This window comes from Bradyrhizobium sp. RP6, from assembly GCF_003837805.1.
Taxonomy (GTDB): Bacteria; Pseudomonadota; Alphaproteobacteria; order Rhizobiales; family Xanthobacteraceae; genus Bradyrhizobium.
In genome coordinates this window covers 34,688-56,682 of sequence record NZ_RQIT01000028.1, presented here as the reverse complement: position 1 = coordinate 56,682, position 21,995 = coordinate 34,688, and the positions used below count along the sequence as shown (strand labels likewise).

Here is a 21,995-nt window from a genome sequence, read left to right as displayed (position 1 = left end):
ATGAGCTTGTTCGTGAGAGTGAAGCCGAGCGCGAAAAAATAAAGGCGGAAATCATAGCCGCCGAGCAGCGGTGACCTAGTGATCGCACGAGAGACGATTCTGCTCGGAGCAGTTGTCGGTTGGGCGCGGGCGGTCCGAACGCCCCTCAGACCCAGCGAAAAATCGAGCGCTGGCATCAGACGCTGAAGAACCGCATTCTGCTCGACAACTGCGACCGACCCGATGATCTCGAAGATCAAGTAGGGGCCTTCGTCGAACCCTATGATCACGTCCGCTATCATGAGAGCATCGACAACCTCACGCCAGCCGATGTCTACTGCGGCAGGGCTGAGGCGATCCTCCCCGAACGAAACCGCATCAAGCGCGACACATCGCAAACCGCCGCATGCAGCATCAACTGCAGGCCGCTTAACTCTAACGCTGATGAGCCAGAGCCTCCCTTGTCGAAGAGCCTGACCAGTCGCAAATTATCTGACGATGGCCAAGCGACGGCTCCGGTTTTAGGCAGTTTTTGGCTGATAGAGCGGTCGCAAGTTCCGTCCAAGACTTCAGGGGCGTCTCCTGTGGTCACGGCTCCGCCGCCTGGCGATCGTTCCAGCCGGCGCGCAACATGTACACATGCTCAACCTCCTAACAATGGTAGAGTCGAGATGCCAGCCGTGGCCGCGGACGTCACCATTCCTTTCCCACGAGGTCCTTCAAGGCCGCGTTGTCCAGCATGGCGTCGGCCAGCAACCGCTTCAGCCGGGTGTTCAAAATCTCGATGATCTGCTCTTCCGAAAACCGGCTGCGCTTCATGCTCTGGTCCTTGTCGTGGGCCAGAGCGAACTTCAACCTGTATTAAGCCTGAGGGGCAAGGTCACCACCGAAGATCAATTGGCCAAAAAGGGCGTTGCCCGAAACTGATTATCGTTCGCCAGAAGAGTGTGAGTTGCTCCTTTCCCAGGCAAATGGCCTAGTGCACGAACTAGTTCTGACGGCGCTGCGGACGGGTATGCGGCAAGGAGAGCTCAGCGGCCTTTCAGTGGTCGTCTCTCGATTGGCTCACGCCCAACGTTGCGGTGAGACATTCATACGATGATCGTGGGAAGACGCTAGTCGCGCCGAAGAGTAACCGCACGCGGCATATACCGCTCGACATTGATGTGTACACGATGCTGTACCGGCGTAAGAAGGACACTGGGTACGTGTTCCGAGGCTCGGAGGGTCGCCCGTTCACTGGAACTACCACTACGGAATGCACTATGCGATCCGCAAACTCTGTAGGAAGGCGAAGTGTAGAACCATCGGCTGGCACACGCTTCGCCATAGATCGAAGCTGAAGGAAAAGAGTATCGCCTCGGAACGAAACTAGACAAAAAAGGCATTGCTCGAATACCTCAAGATGACCCGTTGCGTCATTTGCTCCTTGAGCATGTTCAAGAGGCGGTAAACAATGTCGCTCGAGAATGATGAGGCCGTCGGCAAGTCGGCCTCTGAACAATCCGGCGATACGACAACGCGAGAACTCTTAGTGGATGCTGCGGGAGCGAAATAGGCGTCGGTATGAGAGCGCATCTCCGGCAGCGTCTGCGCAGTTGCCTGTTGCCTAGGGGAATTCCATGACGCGCTTGATTGTGCTCCTGCTCTTTGCCGTTACGTCGATGCCTGCTCACGCGCGGTTGCCAGTCCCTCTAAATGGGTAAATCAGCGAGGCTCTCTTCTGTCGATCCAAACGCTCGATGCATCGACGGGGATTTTCGCCGGAACGTATGTTAACAATGCGACTGGAGTTTCCTACCAGGGACAGCCCCTACCCTGTCGCAGGCGTCGTTACCGCAAATAGGATCGCTTTTTACGTCAATTGGACGGCACCCGCAGCTCCAAACTGCAAAACGATCACCATTTGGAACGGCCGCGTCGCTGATAAGAATATTCCAGCTGCGGGGACCCTGTTCTACGTGGGATCGAACTGAAAGTGTCACAAATGACGGGGCGGGTTTCTTTACGAGGAGGTAGAGCAATCGTGTTAAGGCTGATTATCTCTCGATGGCCGACGTCTTGCTGATTCTCCCAATCTGGGGGCAGATGAACCTCTAGTGTCCTGAGTCACAATTTCGCAATCGTAGATTCGCAGTAGAGTCGCGTCGCTGTGCCAGATTTGGCGGCTGCCGGCCCAGCGACTTGCGCCACTGATATTGAGCGATGATGAGTTCGCCGAACATCAGTCGCTGACGATGCGGCGGAAGACCGCAGGCGCTGGCTCTGAGGGCCCGGATCGTGCTGACCTGCGCGGAAGGCGGTCAGAACAAGGAGGTGGCGGCCAAGCTAGGCCTGGAGCGGGGAACGGTAGGCAAGTGGCGCGTTTTGTAGAGCAGCGCGTGGCCGGGCTGCACGACGAGCCGCGTTCCGGGGCGCCGCGCACCATTGACGATGCCCGCATCGAAGCCGTGATCGTGCGGACGCTGGAAAGCTGCCCCGAGAACGCCACTCATTGGAGTTATCGGGGCATGGCCAAGGCCAGCGGCCTGTCGGTGTCAACGGTGCAACGCATCCGGCGGGCCTTCGGGCTCCAGCCGCACCGGCTGGAGACATTCAAGCTCTCCACCGATCCGAACTTCGTCGCCAAGGTGCGCGACGTCGTCGGCCTTTACGTCTCGCCGCCGGCACACGCCATCGTTCTGTGTGTAGACTAAAAGTCCCAAATCTAGGCGCTGGACCGCAGTCAGCCGATGCTGCCGATGCGTCCCGGTCAGCCGGCTCGAAGAAGCCATGACTGCAAAAGGTACGGCACCACATCGCTGTTCGCCGCCTTCGACATTGCGACCGGACGGGTTATTGGCAAGTGCTACGGACGGCACCGTGCCGCAGAGTTCCGCAAGTTCTTGGACGAGATCGAGGCCGCTGTCCCGCGCCAACTCGACGTCCATCTCGTCATGGATAACTATGCAACGCACAAGACGCCGCTGATCCGGAAATGGCTGGCCAAAAGACCGCGTTGGCATGTGCACCTGACCCCGACCAGTTCGTCATGGCTCAATCAGGTCGAGCGCTTCTCCGCGCTCCTTACCGATAAGAAGATCAGGCGCGCAGTCTCGCTGCCCTTATGGCGGACATCACCTCGTTCGTTGACGACACAATGCCGATAAGAAACCATTCCGATGGACCAAGTCCGCTGACGGCATCCTTGCTTCCATCGAGCGCTTCTGCCGATACAATGCCCCGGCACAAAACGCAGCAATGTTGCGAACTTCTGGTTCAGGACACTAGCTAGTACCCGGAATCATAGCTGAGTGATACGTCGGCCTTTGAATCGGCGTCGCCTGACCTTTTTCTTGGTCCAGACGAATGGCTCAGCTCTGTGCTTTGATATAGGCATCGATGTGCTGCTCAAGCTGTTTGAGGCTTGTGAACGAGGCGCCGCTCAACGACTGCCCCTGTCAGATCGAAAACCACACCTCGACCTGATTGAGCCAGGACGCGCTGGTGGGCGTGAAATGAAAGTTCACGTTGGGATGTGCCTCAAGCCATTCCTCGTTCTTCGTATGGGTGCTGAGGTTGTCGAGAATGACGTGAAGCTGTCGGTTCGGAAATGCTGCGGTCACGCGATCCATGAAGTCGAGAAACTCGACCCGGCGACGTCGTTTCGAATGCGTCGCAAGAATCTTCCCGGTGGCGACTTCCAGCGCTGCGAACAGCGTGGTCGTGCCGTGCCGTTTGTAGTCGTGGCTTTGCCCGGTCAAGGATCTGCCGTTGGGTAGTTTCAGATAACCCTGCGCTCTTTCCAAGGCCTGGATCGAGGGCGCTTTCGTCCACGCATAGCACGATGGCCTTCTTTGGCGGGGCGACATACAGGCCAACCACGTCGGCGGCTTTGGCCGTAAACTCCGGGTCGTTGCTCTCGCACCAGGACTTGCGAGCGGCGAGATCGAGTTTGTTGCTGCGCAAGAATCGCCAGACATATTGCACGTCGACATCGCCAAGTTCCCCAGCCAGCAGAGGCCCAGTCCAGCGCGCGTACCCGGCAGAAGGCGATTTATCGAGCAACTTTAAAATCCGTTTGTCAGTGGCCTTCGTATAGATCGGCTGCTTGCCCGGGAGAGGCTTGCTTTGCAGACCTTCAAGGCCTTGATTCGCATAGCGATGCCGCCAAAGGCTGACAATCCGCGGCTGGACCCAACCTCCTTGGCAATCGATCGGGTGCTGCGACCGGCAGCAGCCAAAAGAACGATCCGCGCCCGCTTCAAATCGCGCTGCAACGTCACCGGTGAGCGGCAACGTTCCTCAAGCACCTTGCGATCTTTCCTCGAAAGGTGGACTTCTCTTGCGTCGGGTATCATCCCGACGTTGAATCATGACCCACTTCCCAAGGAAAGTGGGTACTAGTTGTCCCCACCCGGTCCTTGGATCGAATTGCTAACAGAGTGTCCCATCAGCTTCGACTGGATGCGAGCGAGCGCGTCACTGAGCCTCGCCGCTTCATTGAAGCGTGTCTCGGAATATGGCGGGTGCGCGGATGGATCGTGCAAGAGGGCCTCGGCTGTATTCGAGAGCCGGCGAAGGGGCGTCCTCAGCCACTGCGCCGCACAAAAGAGCAGTGCTAGTATGGCAATGGCACAAGCACCGAAACTACTCCAGAATGATCGGATGAGATTACGGGTGGACGCAAGCGCCTCGTCGGCACTCTGCCGAACCAGAAGAGACCAACCGAAGCTTGGAAGGTTCGCGAAGCCGACCGTCGGAACGATCACTGTGAAGTAGTCCCTGCCGTCAGGCCAACGTTCGCGCAGAGACGCAGTCGTGACGCGACTAGCCGCAAGTGCGGAGCCGATGTTGAGCGACTTGTTGATAAGATCCGGCGGACCAAACAGGACGGTTCGATCCCCCGAAAGCAGCAGCACATCAATGCCGGGTACTTGTAACGAGTCCATGCTTTCTGCGACCCATTTCCAGTCAAGGTGAGCGCCGATGACCCCGGCAACGGAGCCGGCGTGGCGCAACGGCGCTGCCAGGTCGATAAAGCGATAGGGCTCACGAGGTGCCGGCAACTGGGTGGCCAGTAGTTGAGCGGCATGCACATCGATAGCCGCCGGCGAGACAAGGCCCCGCCTAAACCAAGGTCGCTGTGCAACGCTTACTCCTTCGAGCATGCCGTCTTTAGCCGCGAGAATGGTCCCTTCGAGATCCGCGACCCCAAGCCAAGTATAGCGTCGATCAAGGCGGCTCAAGAAGTCGATGTGTTCTCGCGCATTCTTAAGATCAGTTAGGTCAATGAGCTCAGCGGACCGCGCTACATCCATCCAAACTCCATAGAGCCGGCGGGCCAACAGCGCGGAACTCATTTCGCCGCGAATTCTTAACGCGTCGAACTGCAGCTGCTCTCCCCCTTGCTGTAGCAAGGCCGTGTAGATCGTCGCGGTCACCATGGCCGGCACCGATATGAGCAAGGCGCCTCCACAGAACACCAAGGAGAGTAGGCTCGGTCTTCTCGGCATCTCGCGCTCCTCAACTCGTTAGAGCTCGCGCCAACTCACGAATCATTTGCAAGATGTTCCCTCGATCGGTCCCTGGCATGGCGGATTCAGTGTGAAGCTTCTTGATAATTTTCGCCCTTTGCTCGGGAGTTGGAGAGAACTTGATTCGATAGCCGTCACGGGTAGTCGCAGCAACATGCGCGTCTACGCCGCTAATCCCGGGCAGGTCGAGCTGCCCTGCTGCTCCGGCGGAAAGTCCGGATGGACCGCTGATTCGCGCGCCCCCTCGGCCCAGATTGAGAAGCCATCCGCGATGCTTCTCACCTTGGATCACCAACGTGATGGGTTCTGGAATCTGGCGCTGAGGTCGATCGTATCGCGGTCGCTCAATGCACACCACGACTGCCACGAAAAGCACCAGAATGTTGTAAACTGTCCAGAACATCACGACAGTTGTGCCGTCCCCCGCTGTTGCGGACGTATCGAAGACAAAATCGGAGTTCAACGGCACGATCAAGCCGCCGATTGTCAGAGCGAGCAGGAGTACAAACGGGCGCATCAACGCCCATTGAACTATGACCTTGGTGCGGTCGCCGCCTTTGGCCGTCACCGAGAATTTATGCGATCCGCTGGTCAGAAGCCCGAGAGCAGCTGCCTGGCTGATGGGCCAGGCCGCGATCAGTTGAGCCGTATCGTTGAGAAGCGGGACAAACAACCCTTTTGAAAGCCAGTTCAGGGACACAAGAACCATTAGGTAATAAGGTATATAGTAACTGATAATTTCCACCAGCGACGCGTTCACGATGGTGATGCCGAACCACCAATACAACAGCGGGCAAATCAGGCTGGCAAGCCTGAAGGGAAAGGTGCTGACCCAGTAGAGCAATGAATCCAGGATCCCGATTCGATGCATCAGACCAAGGCCGCGCATGACAAAGGGGCTGTATGAGTTGCGGACGATTTGCATCAAGCCGAGGCACCACCGTCCACGCTGAGTAATATATTCTTTCAGTCCTTCGGGAGCCAAACCTTCAGTCAACGGCTCGTTTAGGTATACAGTTTGCCAGCCGTTTTCCGCAAGCTTAAGGGTGAGCAGGAAGTCCTCGGTTACGCTTTGTGTTGGAATCCAGCCAATCTGCTCGACGGCCTGGACCCGCATTACGGATGATGTCCCACAGCAGATGGCAATCCCCCAAGCGTCCCGCGCTGGCTCGACGTTGTCAAAGAAATGACGTTGTTCATCCGGATATGCGGTGCTTATTCCAAGGTTATGTTGGATCGGATCAGGATTGAAGAAGTGCTGCGGGGTTTGCACGAGCGCGACGCTTGGCTCGTGAAATAACGCTAGCGTCCGCTCGATGAAGTCCGCATGGGGAACGAAATCTGCGTCAAGTACAGCGACAAAGATCGGGGGAGCTGGATCGCGGGCGCGCGCGCGAAGTGCATGGTTAATGTTCCCCGCTTTAGCATGCTCCTTATCCGAACGTGCGAGATATCCGATTTCGTGCAGCTCGCAAAGTTGCCGTACCCAATTCCTGGCGCCGTCGTCGAGGATAAAAATCCGAAGCTGTGAATAGCGGATTTGCGTCGCGCCAATGATCGTGCGCTCGAGCACTTCCGACGGCTCGTTGTAAGTCGTGATAAAAACGTCCACACGCGGCGCTTCTCCAGGCAGCCACCATTCAGAGTACTGGTCTGCTTCTGCCGACCGGTCGTTCACTCGGGACAGTATGAAAAACGCGATGGTAGAGGAAAGCATCGTCAGGGCCTCGAGGGTGACGAATCCCCAACTGAACAGCGCGTCCGCAGTCCAGTCGAGCGGTGCCAGCGTTTCGGTGAAGCGCCAAGCCATATAACGCCAAGACAGTACGGCAGCAGCCCCGAGGAGAAGAGCGCGCCAATACCACTTCATCGGATTGAGAAATGGAAAGACGGTAAGGCGAAGCCCAATTATGAAGGCGGCGCCTGCGAAGGCAGCAACGAGTGGCGACAGCTGAAGCATCAGAGTCCGTACCGCGTTATAAAGCGGCGGAACTGTGCGATTGGGCCAGCTGTGAAGATGACGCGTCCAGTGCGTCCAATCGCGCAACCGACATCTGCCTCTCCTGCAAGATCTGGAACTGTCACTGTGACGTCAAAGCGCTGGAGATGTTGAGCACTTGGCCCTACAACAAGATTGGTGTAGAGCGAGGCCGCACCGGATCCGCCAAGGCGAGTTATGGTTCCATTGAAAATACGATCATCTCGAAACAACCGAAATTGCACGGCCGTTCCCACCGAGAGACGGTCGTAGAGAGATTCGCTGACGCCGGCGGTGACGATCAGTGTACTGCAGTCTACGATCTTGACGAGATCCTGGCCGCGCCGCGCGTATTGGCCATCGTCTACTAGTATGTCCCAGACTAGACCAATCACGCTGGCGTTAAGGGTAGCGAAGCTCAAGTTGTTGACACGAAGACGCTCGGCAGCGATTTGCCGGTCGAGCTGTACAATACGTGCTTTCACCTGCTCCTTGTCGACATTCAGCTCGGCCAGCCGCTGCTCGAGCTCTCGGATACGTTGAGCCGAGGAAGGAGCGTCGTTACAGGACTCCCCGATGAAGATGCCGTCGCGAGCGGACGTAAGTTCCGTCTCTAAGTATTTCACTCGCTGCTGCGCACTCTCCAGTTCTTGCTGCGCCACGTCGTAAGTGGCGCGAGCCCGATCCAAATGCGCCGCCGTCTGTACACCACGCGTGCTTAGTTCGTTTGCTCGCCTAAATTCTGCGTCCGCTTGACGAAGGCGTGTGGCCGCAGCGTCTTGAGCTGCTTTCGTTTCGGCAATTCGAGCCTCAATCTGCCGAACCCTTCCGCGCTGGTAATCAGTTGATTGAACATCGAAGCGCGACCTGGATGCGGACAAGGCCTCTCGCTGGCCATCGAGACGGTCGAGCTCGATCTGCTGGTTTGTGCGATCGCGATCAAGCTCAAGAAGCCTCGCGGTATCGAAGCGTTGGTCGGTGAGTTCTGCTATCAGCGCGCCGGGACTAATGCGCGCGCCGATGCTCTGCACGGCAAGCGTTACCTTTCCTTCGATCGGGGCGCGAACGATGTAGAGCCGCGCATTGAGTGTAGCATCCGCCGATGTTCCAGCGAAGTGCTCACCGATAATAATGTACAATCCCACTGCCAACAGGGCCAAGCCGACGATTGCACGTACGAGCCTCATAAGCACATTCCAACTGTTTATGACGGGAAGGTCGCGCAGGGTATTACTGAGCAGCCTACGGTACAATCGTTTTCGCCTAAGGGCCCCCGCGGCTTTGGGTTGCCAGGTCCAATGCCGCTCGGATGCGAGCGTTAGCGGCTCAGGCGTCATGATCAGACTAACAGGCTGGTAAAGAATAGCTTCGTGATCTCAGCGGCAGGAGGATCCATATCGTCAGAAGTGAACACAGTCATGAATTCATTCCTGCAGTTCCAGCAGCGCCAGAGATCTTGGACCTCCCGCGCACCCATACGTTCATGCCACTCGAGGTGGACAAATGCAGAGCCACATTGAGGGCAGTTTATGTGACGTGCTATTGAGACCGACTCCATGTGGCAGCTCGTGTCATTGCACCAAAGGGCCACAGCCGAAGAAGCGTTAGTGTAGCCGCCGCTTCGGGGGCGGCTGCGGTGGATGCACCTCTCTGTTCAAACCCTGTGCCAACTGCGACAAGCTTGATCAACAAGGAATATTGCTTCAAGGAAGTTTACCAGACCGACTGCATGTCAGAAATCGGACAGTCTAGGTCATGTTCTAACGTAAGGTCGCAAATCGGATTGAGTCTCGTTATGGAAGCCTTGGGGATCGTTTGGTGCTGAGCAATGCGGCCTGGGAGGTTTGGCTGACCATAAACGGCCTGATCAGGAGGGCTCCCACCTGAAGGCACCTGAAGGGGACCAGCGGATGCCTGAGTTGGATCGTGTGCGTCCGGCGCTCCCCGGAGCAATCAGGAGCCGCTAGACTAGGAGACCAGAACGGTCAGCTCCGGCGCTTCAGTCGGAGGGGCATCAGGGGATTCAAATGGCGGATCTTCGAGACGATATCCAGAGTTCGGATGTCTGATCCCCGTTGATTCAGCTCATCGTGTATCTGTGCGCCGCTACAGCGAAGAGGAGTAGTCGAAGATCAGGCGCTTGGCCGCTCGCGCACCCTGAGCGCATAGGGCCCTTCGCGAGCCCCTGTGCGTTGATGTTGGAGTGTCAAACGGTGATGCACGGCAGGCCTCCGCCCGTAATCGCGTCATCGATCCATGGTGATCTCTTAAGAGTCTGCGTCCTGTCCAAGTAAATGGACCCGCCCTGAGCAACAATGCAGGTGATGCGTCGAAAGTATCGTGGCAAATCTAGCCGGATTATTCTAATCAAGCGCCTCCCGAGCACGCGTGAACTCAGCGCGTCGGCTCACGCACGTGGGTTTCTTGCTCCGTCCCTTCAGTAACCGGCCCGCGGCTGGCTTCGCGATTGAGCAGCGCGGGAATACTGGTGGCTGGAACGGGACCGCTGAACAGGTAGCCTTGTCCTTCTGTGCAACCATTGGACACCAGATAGACGAGCTGGCGTTCGCATTCGACTCCCTCGGCCGTGGTCGTCAAACCAAGCCCTTCAGCGAGGCCGATTATAGCACGAACGATCACCCGGCAGTCAGTGCTGTCGTGGAGATGTGACACGAAGCTGCGATCGATCTTGATCTTGTCAAGACGAAACGAAAGCAGCTGGCTAAGCGTAGCATAACCTGTTCCGAAATCATCGAGCGCGATGCGGACGCCGGCTAGACGAAGTGCGTCAATCACGGTCTTCGCAGCCCCGCTTCTTTCCACAAACGCGCTCTCTGTAATTTCAATCTCCAGGCGGCGCGGACTAAAGCCGGTTTGCTCAAGGACAGATATAATGCGCTCTCCAAGCGCGGAGTCCCGCAACTGAACAGGCGAAATGTTGAAGGCAAGCGAAAAGGTCTTTGGCCACGCAGTGGCATCAAGACACGCGCGCCGAAGAAGCTGATCTCCAAGAGCGTTGATGAGGCCGGTTTCTTCTGCAATTGGAATAAACACGTCAGGCGGGATAGGCCCAGTTGTCTTGTTCTCCCAACGCGCCAACACCTCGAACCCCACGATGCGATTACTTACGAGTGAAACCACCGGCTGGTAATGGGGCTCGATAATATTCGTTGCGACAGCGCTCCGAAGCTCACGCTCAATATTGATGCGCCGCTCGACATGCATGTCCATGTCCGGTTCAAAAAAGCGAACACGCGACGCGCCGTCGCATTGCGCGCGATAAAGTGCGCGTTCTGCGCGCCTGACCAACTCGTGGGGAGTGACGCCATCAAGCGGAGCGATGGCGATGCCAATTCCAAGACTAAGCTCGGCTGCGCCAGTCTCAATCACCAAACTGTCGGCGGCAGACACCACGATACGGCGCGCCAGATTGGCGGGATCCTCGAGGGAGCTAATGTTGGGCAGGACGATCCCGAATTCGTCGCCTTCGATCCTCGCCAGGAGACCGTCCTTGGGCAAGATGTCGGCAAGCCTTGTGGCAAACTCGCAGAGTGCCTTGTCTACCGCTGCATAGCCGTGCGTATCCTTGATCCGCTTCAAGCCGTCGAGGCCGAGCATCAGAATGGCGACTTGATGCGTGTCGGTGGCGAGGCCAACGTACACATCAAGTGTGTAATCAAACAGGCGGCGGTTTGGAAAGGCAGTCAATGGATCGTGCCGCGCCGGATCGCGGACTTCTCCTTCTGTGATGGTTTGTGTGTCAGTTCCGCGGGCAAGTTCTCGATAGCGCCGAACACTAAAAATTGTGAGCCCAATGCTCAGCAAGAATGCAACGAACGCGATGAATATAATGTCGTCGAGTATCGGATTCACATAGCGCTGTCCCAGCTGCGCTAAACGAGGGCCAAGCCCATAGACATGCGCTAAGAGTGAAGCGAGAACGACGCCGCCGAAGAGAGCAATGAAATCCCTCGTGGCAGAACGGCGCCAATCGAAGTGCAATACGCGCAATCGTGGAGTTGAAACTCTCATCTCAGTCGAACCGTCGCAACGCACGGTGGCCCAGCGAGGGTCTTGCTCGCAGCATGATTGTTGAGAAAACCAGATGTTGCGCCGATTGCGGAACTTCAGTAACGGCTTCGCAAGCAGCAATGAGCCATCGGGTCGTGATAAGGTGCTTCCCGGAAAAGTGGCGGTCGAGCGACCGGCAAGTTCGCGCATCGTTAGTGCGGCCTAAGCAACGAGCTATATCCTGAATATGCCGCTTCAAGACGTTGATCACCCTGGAAGCGCCAAGGGAGGGCGCTAGTTCACGTGCGATAGCAATCAGCGCGACCAGGTGCCTACCGGTCGTGCCTCGTGATCCGGAGCTTCTGCCAAGTGCCTGGCGAGCGGATTGATGGTCGCGGCGCGCGCCAAGGGGCGGCCGCCTTGGCGGGGCGAGGCGACCGCCAGCTGAACGCTCGATGGAACGGCTGTCACGGACGCCGTTGTAGCAAGAAACCGACATAAGAGCTCCCGGCTGCTAGTGGCCGCAGCTTATTGCGGTGAGAACCGGCCTGCAAATGTTGCAATGGATGGACCATGACCGAATAGTTGTTAGTAGCGTTGCGGCTTTGGCTCGGAGAAGAGCGGACGGGCGTCCGCCCCAGACACGGGAGACGAAGTGAACGATGAACGTTATCCTAGGAGACAACCACACGGTTGCGGCCTTCAAATTTTGCGCGATAGAGTCGCTGGTCGGCGACGTTCAAGAACCCGTCGAGCGTGTCTCCATCGCGCCTGAACTCCGACACTCCAACACTGATGGTGACGCCGACCGATGGTTCGGCCCCGACATCGAATGCAGTGCGTTCGATGGCCGATCGAAGGCGCTCGGCGACCGCGCTAGCCGCGTCGAGCGTCGCCCCCGGAAGCAGTACCATGAATTCTTCACCCCCCACGCGCGCGACAGAGTCGTAAGGCCGGATTGCCTCCAGACACTTTCGCACGAATACGCGCAGGACCTCGTCGCCGACGCTGTGACCACGTGAGTCGTTTATATCCTTGAAATGGTCGAGATCGAGCGACAGCAGGGACAACGGAGCTCCGGTTCGCCTGGCCCTTGCGATCTCCGCGCCGATATGCTCGATGAAGTGGCGCCGATTCCCGGCACCGGTTAGTGGATCGGTTGCGGCGAGGCGCTCCAGCCGTTGATTGCTCAGTTGCACTTGCTGAAGCGCCTTTTGAGTGTCGGCCATCGATTTGGCAAGGCGGGCGGTCATTTCTTCCTGGCTATAGATGGTGGCGAACGATTGCGTTGTTCGGAACGCCCGGACGACGCCATAGCTGAGCAGAAAAAATCCGCCAGCAAAGATCGCGTGAGCCAGCCACCACATATGATTCCACGGCGCCGCCAAGATGAATGCGAGCGACGATAGCGCAAACCACGCGACAGAAACGCCGAAAACAAGCATGAGCGGCGAGTGAATCCGTCGCATGAGCAAGACGGCGACGTTCAGCGCACTGAATAGCAATGCGCCGCCCTCCATGGACAGGCGGACCACCGGGTGCCCAGCATAGGGTGAATAGGCGACCAGTGCGACAGCTAAGTCCATCGTAAGGAACAGGCCAATCCACGTCAGCCATGCGCGCGTGTCCGAGCGCTTCTCAAGCCCGTCTGACGGCAGGTTGTAGCTGAGTAGCCCGACGAGGAGCAGAATCGACATCGCCAGACGCGACGCTGGCCCATAGAGCAGAAACAGCCAAATGTTGCGATGTGCCATGCCGGTGAAGGCGCCGTGCAGCGAATAGATCAGCACGAAGGCCAGAAAACCAAGGGTCAACCATCGCAACAGAGGCTCGCCTGAAGACCGATAGCAGCGCCACGTCACATATGTGACGAACAGCCCCTCCAGGGTGGCGACGGCGATGGCGAATTCGTGGAACAGGTGGTCTTCAAACTTCAGCGCGGGATCTTGCTGGAAATAGAGGTAAGCGATGAACTGAGTGGGCAGCAGGGCGAAGCCGATAATGAGAAGGCTCGTATACGCCCGTGTGATCAGCCGCAGCGCGCTGGGCGGCTCGTGCAACATAAGATTGGTACTCATATGCTATACCGTCATTCCATGATGATCCCACGGGGGCCTTTCATGAACTCGTGGGGCCCCTTCTTCAAGCACCTTGGAGTCCTGCTGGACAACCATAGTAGAAGGCATCATGGTTCGCCTCCGCCGTAGGTTATCCAACACGCCGGCACGGGTGATGAAGCTGCACGGGCGCGGAAGTCACAAGAGTTACCTTTCCGTCCATCGGCTGCACTCATCCGGGCGGGGCTGCGACGGCGCCAGCATTGACTTGCCATCCAAGAGCAGCCAAGTTCGCCACTGCGGGATCGTCGGCGACGTTGCGGGTTAGGTGTTCGAGCCCACCACGTTCGTATCGTGCGTGTTCAGGACAGTATCCCAGCTGCTGCCCTTCACGATCTACGACCCGTTCGAAAACGCGCCATCGAAGGATGAGGAAATCACGAGCCCATTGAGGAAGGGAGTCTGCGTATTACCTTACTCAATCGTCTGCTTGCCACCCACTGGTAGCGCCGCTGTGACGATCGGCGCGGACTGGGTTCGGCTCGGAGCCAACGCGCGTGATGAGCAACACCGTAAGTGTCAGGCCGCTTTGATTGATGAGTTTCTTGTATGCCATCTGTGACCTCCGTTCTGCGCGTGTCCCAGGGCAAAATGCGGGACAGAAGTTCCACTTATATACATGAGCTGGCTTAGCTAACCCCCCTGCCAGATCTTGTAGGCGGCCGAAAATTCGAGCCTGCAAGGACTGGGCATGTCACTTTATGCCAAGCGGCTGGAGCGCGGCTGCTTTTTGTGGCCGTCGTCGGCGGACGGCGTGGTGACAATCACCCCAGTTCAGCTTCGCTACATGCTGGACTACCCATGCCCAGCAGCCTTCGCAAAACGGCTGATGTTGCCGGTAAGTAAGGATACGCTGCTGCGCGTGGTCCGGCGCCGTCACCGTCCCGGCTGGCCCGCTCAGGGTTATCGGATTGTAGATAAGCTGGGCCACTGCCATCGTTCCAGCACGGCCGTATCGGCCGCGCGACAAAGCCTAGGTCGAAGTCGGCGTCCAAATCGTCGGGCGACGGATTTTGGCGCGTCTAGGCAACCGCCGGTTCTTCTCGCTGGCCGTCCTCAACGAGGCGATCCACGCACTGCTCGTCGATCTCAACAACCGACCGCTATGGAGCTGGGCGCGAAGCCGGCGCGAGCTGTTCGAGGAGCTTGACCGACCGGCACTGACCCCATTACCCGACGAACCCTACGAGTCCGCTGAGTGGAAGCGCTGTCGGGTGAACCTCGAATATCATGTCGAGCTTGCCAAGCATGACTACAGCGTGCCTCACAACCTCGTGCATGAAGAGGTCGAGGCACGGATCACGCTAAAAGCCGTCGAGAGCTTCCTGCGCGGCAAGCGCGTCGCCTCCCGTCTGCGCAGCACTCTGCCGCATCGACCAACGACGATCGACGAGCATATGCCAAGCTCGCATCGCCGCTACCGCGACTGGGCTCATGAGCGGATTCGTTCTGAAGCCGCCAAGGTGCGCCCCGAGGCCGAGACGCTGATCGACGTCATCCTGCGGTCGCGACCGCATCCGGAACAAGGCTTCCGCTCGGCCATCGGCATTCTCGGGCTGGTCAGGCGCTACGGCGAGGAACGTGTCGACGCCGCCTGCGCCCGTGCGCTGCTGCTTAATGCCCGTTGCTACAAGTCGGTCGCCGCCATCCTCAAGAACGCCGCCGACAAAACCGCTCCTCCTGCCCAGGAGGCGCCCGTCCTCTTCCACGCCAACATCCGCAGCCGCAGCTACTACAACTAATCAGGAGATCATTGTGCTCATTCATCCGACCGTCGACCGCCTGCGCGCGCTCGGCCTCACTGCCACGGCCGATAACCTCATCGAACTGCAGAACAATCCCGAGGCCGCCGAAATGCCACACCCCGATTGGCTTGGTCTCGTCGTCGATCCCGAGGTCACCGCCCGCGACAACCGCCACCTCGTACGGCGCTTGAGCAATGCCAAGCTCCGCCAGGCTGCCACCCCCATCGAGAATGTCGACTTCGCACCGCTCGTGGTCTCGACCCCTCCTCCTTTCAAAGCCTCGCCACTTGCCAATGGATCTGCGAGCACCACCATCTCGTCATCGTCGGTCCGACCGGTACCGGCAAATCTTGGCTGGCTTGCGCGCTCGGCAACAGGGCCTGCCGCGATGGCTTTTCGCTCCTCTACGAGCGCGCGCCCCGCTTGTTCGCCGATCTCGGCCAGGCGCCTGGCGAAGGTCGTCTTGCACGCCTGATCGCGGCGCTGGAGCGCGTCAATCTACTCATCCTAGACGACTGGGGCCCGAAGCACTCACTGCCGACCAGCGCCGTGATTTACTCGAGATCGTGGATGATCGCTACGACAAGGCATCATTGTTGATCACAAGTCAGGCCCCCGTGGCGCAATGGCATGACGTGATTGCCGATCCCACATTCGGCGACGCCATATTGGACCGCATCATTCACAATGCCCACCGCATCGAGCTCAAGGGCGACAGTGTGCGTCGTTGGGCCGACGATTGGACAGCAGCGTGACCACCGCGCGGCCGATCGCCCCACCGACCCACAGGTCCCTCCCGCGCACGCCGCTGCGTCGCTCGTGAGGGCCACTCCGCGCGCACGCGGGTCCCTCCCATGGACCGCTGGACCGATCTCCAAACCCTCCCGCCCGTCTTGACGAGGAAGACCATTTCCAGCACACATAAACACGTCAGTCGTGTTCGCCTCCGCAAGTGATCACCATCGTCTGGAAACCGTGATCACGATGGCCTGGAATCGCTGATCGCAATCCCGCGGCCCCGCCACCGGATATAGCGAAAAGACAGTTTAAGTATCAAATTCCCCGCTGGTGTTCCGTCAGGAGAACACCATGTTCAACAATTGACAATCCTGGCAGCTATGGAGAAAGGCGCGGAACCGCAGATCATCGCGGCCGCGAGATGGATGAAGCCAATAAAGTTGACGGTTCGCCCGTCATAACAGGATACCGGACGCCAAGCCCAAAGAGCAGAAGCCGCGCCCGATGCTGTTGCGCTGACTTCCGCGAGGATCGCATGCATAACAGCCGATTGCCGAGCGCCGCTTCAGCATCAGACGGCGGCCGTTCGCTTTGATCATTTCCTCGGAAGGCCAATGTATAGCCGCGCCTGCGAAGCTCTGCCTCGGACCTATTGAGTGTTTCGCAAATGGATTTCGCAGGCGCGCCCGCATCAACAAGCTCGCGCAGCAGTTCGTCTTGTCGTTCCGTCCAGCGACAAGAGTCGAGAGTCAACTTCAATCCACCTTTTAGCTTCGAGATCAGGCGGTTCTGAAGAAGAGTGCTATCGGCCAGAGCGTCGCCTTTCATAGGGGCGCCTTTTTAATGTCCCAGTCATCGCGCCGGCCTCAAAAAAGGAATGGCAGGCGAGGCGTTCCTTGGAAAGCTATACGTTGGCATAGCCGAAGCTCCGGGTCCTCTGCCAACGAGAGTTTCGCGCCATCGAAATTCACCCGGCCATGGCGCACGACCTGTGTGAGATGGCAATGCGGGCAGGAATTGCCTTACCCCCGTTAGACCAGATACTCGCCCCGCGATGAGCGGCCGGCCGCAACGAATTATGTCGTCAGCTACACCAGGAACTTGAAGCACGAGTCAACAGCTATCGCCGCGATAGGCTATTGCTAGAAGAAGTTCGCTAAGCGCGCTGTAGCGGCATAATCAGCCGAGTTCGGCCCGTCCGCCTTAAGACATGCACGTCATGAACGCAACCACGGCATGCAGTCAACATGCAAGGCATGCGACCGTTTTCGCATCAACGAACGAGTGCACCGCGTTTTTCTGTTGGCACCCTTATTGCTGCGATACCGCGAGGCTCAAATGGCCTGAGGTGCATCAGGACCAAGGCGGGATTGCCTTCGCCAAAGCGCGAAAAGGAGCGAAGATGCCGAACTTTCTACGAGCGACCCAAACTTCGTGCTCGGAGTAGAGGTCGTTTCCCAAGGAGTGGTGTAGCTGATTAGCAAAGCCGCTCGCGACGCGCGCCCCACATAGCGCCGTAGCGAGCGAGCGGCTTTGCGGGTGGTCACCGATGATTCGTCGGTAAGGTTTGGGTTGCGACACCAACCTGATTCGAGGAACCACCGATGACCGACGACATGATGAACCTGCGCGCGCTCGTGGAGAAGACCCCTGATGCCGATCTGTTGCGCGAGATGATCGGCTTTGCCGCCCACCGGCTGATGGAGCTGGAGGTCGAGGGCCTGACCGGGGCGGCTTACGGCGAGAAGAGCCAGGAGCGCCAGGTCCAGCGCAACGGCTACCGCGATCGGAACTGGGAGACCCGGGCCGGCACGGTTGAACTGCGCATCCCCAAACTGCGCAAAGGCTCCTACTTCCCGGGCTTTCTTGAGCCGCGGAGGATGGCCGAGAAGGCGCTCACCGCCGTGGTTCAGGAAGCCTACGTCCAGGGCGTCTCCACCCGCTCGGTCGACGATCTGGTGCAGGCGATGGGCATGAGCGGAATCTCCAAGAGCCAGGTGTCGCGGCTGTGCGGCGAGATCGACGACAAGGTGAAGGCCTCCCTCAATCGCCCGATCGAGGGTGACTGGCCCTATCTGTGGATCGACGCCACCTACGTGAAGGTGCGCCAGAACGGGCGCATCGTCTCGGTCGCGGTGATCATCGCGGTCGGCGCCAACAGCGATGGCCGGCGCGAGGTGCTCGGCATGGACATCGGCCCGTCCGAGGCCGAGACGTTCTGGACGGCGTTCCTGCGCAAACTGGCGCGGCGGGGCCTGCGCGGCGTCAAGCTCGTCGTCTCCGACGCCCATGAGGGGATCAAAGCCACGGTCGGAAAGGTTCTCAACGCCACCTGGCAACGCTGCCGCGTCCACTTCATACGCAACGCGCTGGCGCATGCCGGCAAGAGCGGACGGCGCGTCGTCTCCGCCTTCATTGCCACCGCCTTTGCCCAGGACGACGCGGAGGCGGCACGGGCGCAATGGCGGCGCATTGCCGATCAACTGCGTCCCAAGCTGCCCAAGCTCGCGGTGTTCCTCGATGAGGCCGAGGCCGACGTGCTGGCCTATATGAGCTTCCCGGCCGCGCACCGCGCCAAGCTGCACTCGACCAATCCGCTCGAACGCGTCAACGGCGAGATCAAGCGCCGAACCGAAGTGGTCGGCATCTTTCCCAATGAGGACGCCATCACCCGCCTGGTCGGCGCTATCCTGCTCGAACAGAACGACGAGTGGGCGGTCCAGCGCGGTCGCTACATGACACTGGAAACAATCACCCCGTTGGGCGATGATCCCGCCGTCAGCTTCCCGGCAATCGCCACCTGACCGATCCGGACCATGCCGGCGAACGCAGTGACCCGCACTCACCTACACCACGCCACGGGACACGATCGGAGTAGAGGAGCCCGGACGTGTCGAATGGAACGTCAACGTCGGTTCATTTACCGAAGAGTACAAGCGCCAAGCCGTTGAGTTGGCTTTGAGTGGGCGCTTCGATCGGGTCTGTTGCCAAGGAACTCGGTCTGCGTGACTCGGTGCTGCGGCGTTGGGTTGACAAGCTGCGGCAGGAGCCGACATCGGCGGCGTGGCGCCCCACCACGAAGGCGACGCCGATGTCGGCGGACCAGGCTTCGGAGATCGCCCGTCTGCGCCAGGAGAACGAACGCTGCGCATGGAGCGCGACATCTTAAAAAAGTCGATCGCGATCTTCGCCGGAACCCGGACATGAGCTTCCGCTTCATCGAAGACCATCGCGACGCCTATCCGGTGCGGCTGATGTGTGCCGTGCTCGAGGTCTCGCCGGCCGGCTATTCCGCCTGGCGTGATCGCCCGGTCAGTGAGCGGACCAAATCCGATGCCAGCCTCCTGGCCGCAATCCGGCAAGTCCATCAAGACAGCAGCGGCCGTTACTGCAGTCCTCGCGTCCATGCCATCCTGCGCAAGCAGGGACGTGGCGCCAGCCGTGGCCGGATCGAGCAGCTGATGCACCGGCACGGTGTCCGCGCCATCATGGCGTCGCCACGCCGGGGGCGCACCACCGACAGCCGTCACGACCTCCCGATCGCACCGAACCTGATCGCGCGCGACTTCACCGCTCCCGCCCCGAACCGGGTCTGGCTCGCCGACATCACCTACATCCCGACCGCGGAGGGCTGGCTGTATCTGGCGGCCGTCATGGATCTGTTCAGCCGAAAGATCATCGGCTGGGCCATGCAAGACCATATGCAGGTCGAACTCGCATCCGCGGCACTGACCATGGCCATCAACCAGCAACGGCCGCAGACCGGATTGATCCATCACTCCGATCGCGGCGTGCAGTATGCCTCACACGGTCCTCACCGGCGCCGGCATCATGGCATCAATGAGCCGCAAGGCCGATTGCTACGACAATGCCCCGATGGAGAGCTTCTTCCATACCTTGAAAACCGAGCTGGTCCATCATCGCGACTACAATACCCGCGCCGAGGCCCAGCGCGATATCTTCGCCTTCATCGAGGGCTTCTACAACCGAACCCGCCTCCATTCCGCGATCAACGGTTTGGTGCTTGTACTCTTCCGTAAAGGACCGACGTTGACGTTCCATTCGACACCTCCGGGCTCAATGAGCCTACTACAGGTGTCCACTCATTCGGAGGAGGTTCAGTGGGCACGCCGAGAGCCCGGGGCAGAACTCAGGATTGGATGAACTCCTGAAGCTTTATGGACCGCTGTTTTCCTGGATTTGCCGTTTCCGAAAGGATATCAATGGCCTGGAGCTTGGCGTCATGCTCCTCGTATGTGCCGAGCACGCGTTCGCCAAGTGCCAAATTGTGCACGGGATCGACAATCGAGGGGGAGTCGTAAGTTAGGAAGGTGGGTCCAGTAAACTTCTTCGCCAAGCTCGTCGCGTGGCAACATTCGCGCGGTGCACCGTTTGACGAGTTGCGTCACTGCGCCCATCCCGCTTATTGATAGGGGGGCAGATGCCGAAACCAAGTAGAAATACGTCCGCGCAGAAATCATCTGTTGCGAACTCGAGCTCACGCGCTGGTCTGGTTGAGCGGTAAGGGTCGGCAGACGCTTGCCCGCTGGACGCTCGAGCGTACCCTGAATTAGACCACCGTCTCTAACCGGTAATGTACGCCAACTTTTTTGGAGCACCAAGAACCTCTCGTCCCGAGGCGAGCGCTGCATCATTCGTTGTCACGTAGGTAAGAATTAAAAAGCCGGCCTCACCGCCGGGATCACGAACTTGAATTCCTGAAGAGCACTCCAAGTACGGCCCCACAGTGCTTGAGGGATAGCTCGCGACCGGCACAAGGGCGATTGCAGGGTTTGCTACGGTACTAATCCCTTCGGTAATAGAGAGGACACCTCGTGCCCCACGCTGAATACAAGGTTTATGGCTCGGTACCCGAGAAACGCGCTGCCACGGTCTTTGCTCCCAAGGTAGAGATGCGCATCAAGCGAAATACCTTTCACGTCGGGCATCGCATTCCTCCTCGCTCTTGAAGTGTTTAGGCGCAATCGAACATTCAGCTAACTCATCTCACCAAGACTACTCGGTTGTTGAGCATCCTGAAGAGACTGTGATGTGCAACTTCCAGTGCGGCTCGGTGATCCGTCGGCTCATAGATCCAGTGATCGCGATCGTCTTGCCCCCGACGCGTCCAGTTCTGCGCGTTGCACTTCGATTCTGTGCTGCAGAATGAGCTTGACGATTGTGCGTTCATTCCGGCGAAGCGTGCTCACCGAGGATGACGATAACTCGATAGGCCTCTCTATCTGTCGTCTGCGATCGATGCCAAGCGCCTCATTGGGTGTTATAAGACTCGCTCGGCTGCAGATGCCGAGTTGGAGTACGAGAGAAGGCCTTCGACAACTTTCGCCGCTTCTTCTGTTGCCTTCCCGCTTGTTTGATTGGCGACGCGGAGTGTCGAGAGTCCGACATGATCAAGCGGGAGATAAACGGATGAGGAGCTCGCATGGCTATCAAAGCTGTGTGTGGCTCGATAAGTCTTGATAAGTCGAAGCGCTATCGCTGTGCATGGCCCGAAAAGCATGCTAGCGGATACCCAGGTCGCGCGAAAAGGTCGTAACAGCTCCAGCAACTCTGCAAGAGTCGCGTGAGTTTGCGTTCGTATCAGAGTCTCGGCGCGCGGATTGCACAGAGTGGATACTCCAATTCGCAAGGCTCGGAGAGCTTTATGCGTTCTGCGCCCTACTCCCGCGGCCAGCCTCGAACAGCTCAGTACGTGCGCCTGTGCGGAACCGGCATTGCCTCGCGTGCAGTTCACGCCCATCTTCCGGAGGAAACTCGGTCGTGAATTGTCGGGCTCAACAAGGTGGCCCAATGTCGCGATGCTAATTCAACACTCCGACGATAACGCCTGAGCGGCGGACGCGTGTCCACGACGTGAAATCGTTATCGAGTTGGTTTTCGCGGCGAGTTG

At 58.6% G+C, this 21,995-nt stretch carries 11 protein-coding genes and 7 pseudogenes; 8 read left to right on the top strand and 10 right to left on the bottom strand.

The genetic code is table 11. The features are described 5' to 3' along the window. Positions 1-128 precede the first annotated feature (128 nt). Positions 129-412: pseudogene (locus EHH60_RS32630) on the top strand (integrase core domain-containing protein); the annotation flags it as partial. 266 nt (positions 413-678) lie between these two features. On the opposite strand, the pseudogene EHH60_RS32625 reads toward EHH60_RS32630, so the two are convergent. Further along, positions 679-798: pseudogene (locus EHH60_RS32625) on the bottom strand (IS3 family transposase); the annotation flags it as partial. Between the two features lie 757 nt (positions 799-1,555). Between EHH60_RS32625 and EHH60_RS38865 the strand changes: the two are divergent. Both EHH60_RS38865 and EHH60_RS32615 read left to right on the top strand, forming a co-directional pair. Further along, a complete protein-coding gene (locus tag EHH60_RS38865; RefSeq protein WP_124163438.1) occupies positions 1,556-1,825 on the top strand; it encodes an avidin/streptavidin family protein in 270 nt (89 codons plus the stop codon). A gap of 322 nt (positions 1,826-2,147) precedes the next feature. Further along, positions 2,148-3,249 (top strand): annotated as a pseudogene (locus EHH60_RS32615) (IS630 family transposase). A 13-nt stretch (positions 3,250-3,262) separates the two neighbouring features. Here EHH60_RS32615 and EHH60_RS32610 read toward each other — a convergent pair. The 7 genes and pseudogenes from EHH60_RS32610 to EHH60_RS38605 all read right to left on the bottom strand — a co-directional run bounded on the left by EHH60_RS32610 (position 3,263) and on the right by EHH60_RS38605 (position 13,562). Continuing rightward, positions 3,263-4,319 (bottom strand): annotated as a pseudogene (locus EHH60_RS32610) (IS630 family transposase). Positions 4,320-4,361: 42 nt separating this feature from the next. Continuing rightward, entirely contained in the window at positions 4,362-5,405 is a 1,044-nt protein-coding gene (locus EHH60_RS32605) for a cache domain-containing protein (protein ID WP_124163415.1), read from the bottom strand. Positions 5,406-5,484: 79 nt separating this feature from the next. Then, a complete protein-coding gene (locus EHH60_RS32600; protein WP_124163414.1) occupies positions 5,485-7,455 on the bottom strand; it encodes a glycosyltransferase family 2 protein in 1,971 nt (656 codons plus the stop codon). After that, positions 7,455-8,660 (bottom strand): HlyD family secretion protein, encoded by a 1,206-nt coding sequence (locus EHH60_RS32595; RefSeq protein ID WP_158626796.1) that lies wholly within the window; start codon positions 8,658-8,660, stop codon positions 7,455-7,457. Before EHH60_RS32595 ends, EHH60_RS32600 begins: the two co-directional genes overlap by 1 nt. Positions 8,661-8,812: 152 nt before the next feature. After that, on the bottom strand, positions 8,813-9,031 hold the full coding sequence (locus tag EHH60_RS38860) for a PaaD-like zinc ribbon domain-containing protein (RefSeq protein WP_420886585.1): 219 nt from the start codon (positions 9,029-9,031) through the stop codon (positions 8,813-8,815). An 836-nt stretch (positions 9,032-9,867) separates the two neighbouring features. After that, positions 9,868-11,694, bottom strand: coding sequence for a putative bifunctional diguanylate cyclase/phosphodiesterase (locus EHH60_RS32590; protein ID WP_245334225.1), 1,827 nt, complete (start codon positions 11,692-11,694; stop codon positions 9,868-9,870). Positions 11,695-12,158: 464 nt separating this feature from the next. Further along, complete coding sequence (locus tag EHH60_RS38605) at positions 12,159-13,562, bottom strand: GGDEF domain-containing protein (protein WP_124163412.1); 1,404 nt, start codon at positions 13,560-13,562, stop codon at positions 12,159-12,161. A 730-nt stretch (positions 13,563-14,292) separates the two neighbouring features. Between EHH60_RS38605 and EHH60_RS38855 the strand changes: the two are divergent. The 5 genes and pseudogenes from EHH60_RS38855 to EHH60_RS32560 all read left to right on the top strand — a co-directional run. Then, positions 14,293-14,385, top strand: a pseudogene (locus tag EHH60_RS38855) (IS66 family insertion sequence element accessory protein TnpB); the annotation flags it as partial. 229 nt (positions 14,386-14,614) lie between these two features. Next, the gene (locus tag EHH60_RS32575) at positions 14,615-15,343 is read left to right on the top strand and encodes an IS21 family transposase (RefSeq protein ID WP_050996325.1); all 729 of its coding nucleotides are present in this window, start codon (positions 14,615-14,617) and stop codon (positions 15,341-15,343) included. Positions 15,344-15,356: 13 nt separating this feature from the next. Beyond that, positions 15,357-16,101, top strand: a pseudogene (gene istB / locus EHH60_RS32570) (IS21-like element helper ATPase IstB). A 1,587-nt stretch (positions 16,102-17,688) separates the two neighbouring features. Then, entirely contained in the window at positions 17,689-18,888 is a 1,200-nt protein-coding gene (locus EHH60_RS32565; RefSeq protein WP_124163411.1) for an IS256 family transposase, read from the top strand. Between the two features lie 93 nt (positions 18,889-18,981). Next, positions 18,982-20,095 (top strand): annotated as a pseudogene (locus EHH60_RS32560) (IS3 family transposase); the annotation flags it as partial. A 139-nt stretch (positions 20,096-20,234) separates the two neighbouring features. On the opposite strand, the gene EHH60_RS38250 reads toward EHH60_RS32560, so the two are convergent. Both EHH60_RS38250 and EHH60_RS38245 read right to left on the bottom strand, forming a co-directional pair. Further along, complete coding sequence (locus EHH60_RS38250) at positions 20,235-20,441, bottom strand: hypothetical protein (protein ID WP_050996351.1); 207 nt, start codon at positions 20,439-20,441, stop codon at positions 20,235-20,237. A 227-nt stretch (positions 20,442-20,668) separates the two neighbouring features. Further along, entirely contained in the window at positions 20,669-20,830 is a 162-nt protein-coding gene (locus EHH60_RS38245; RefSeq protein WP_244621071.1) for an acetoacetate decarboxylase family protein, read from the bottom strand. Positions 20,831-21,995 lie beyond the last annotated feature (1,165 nt).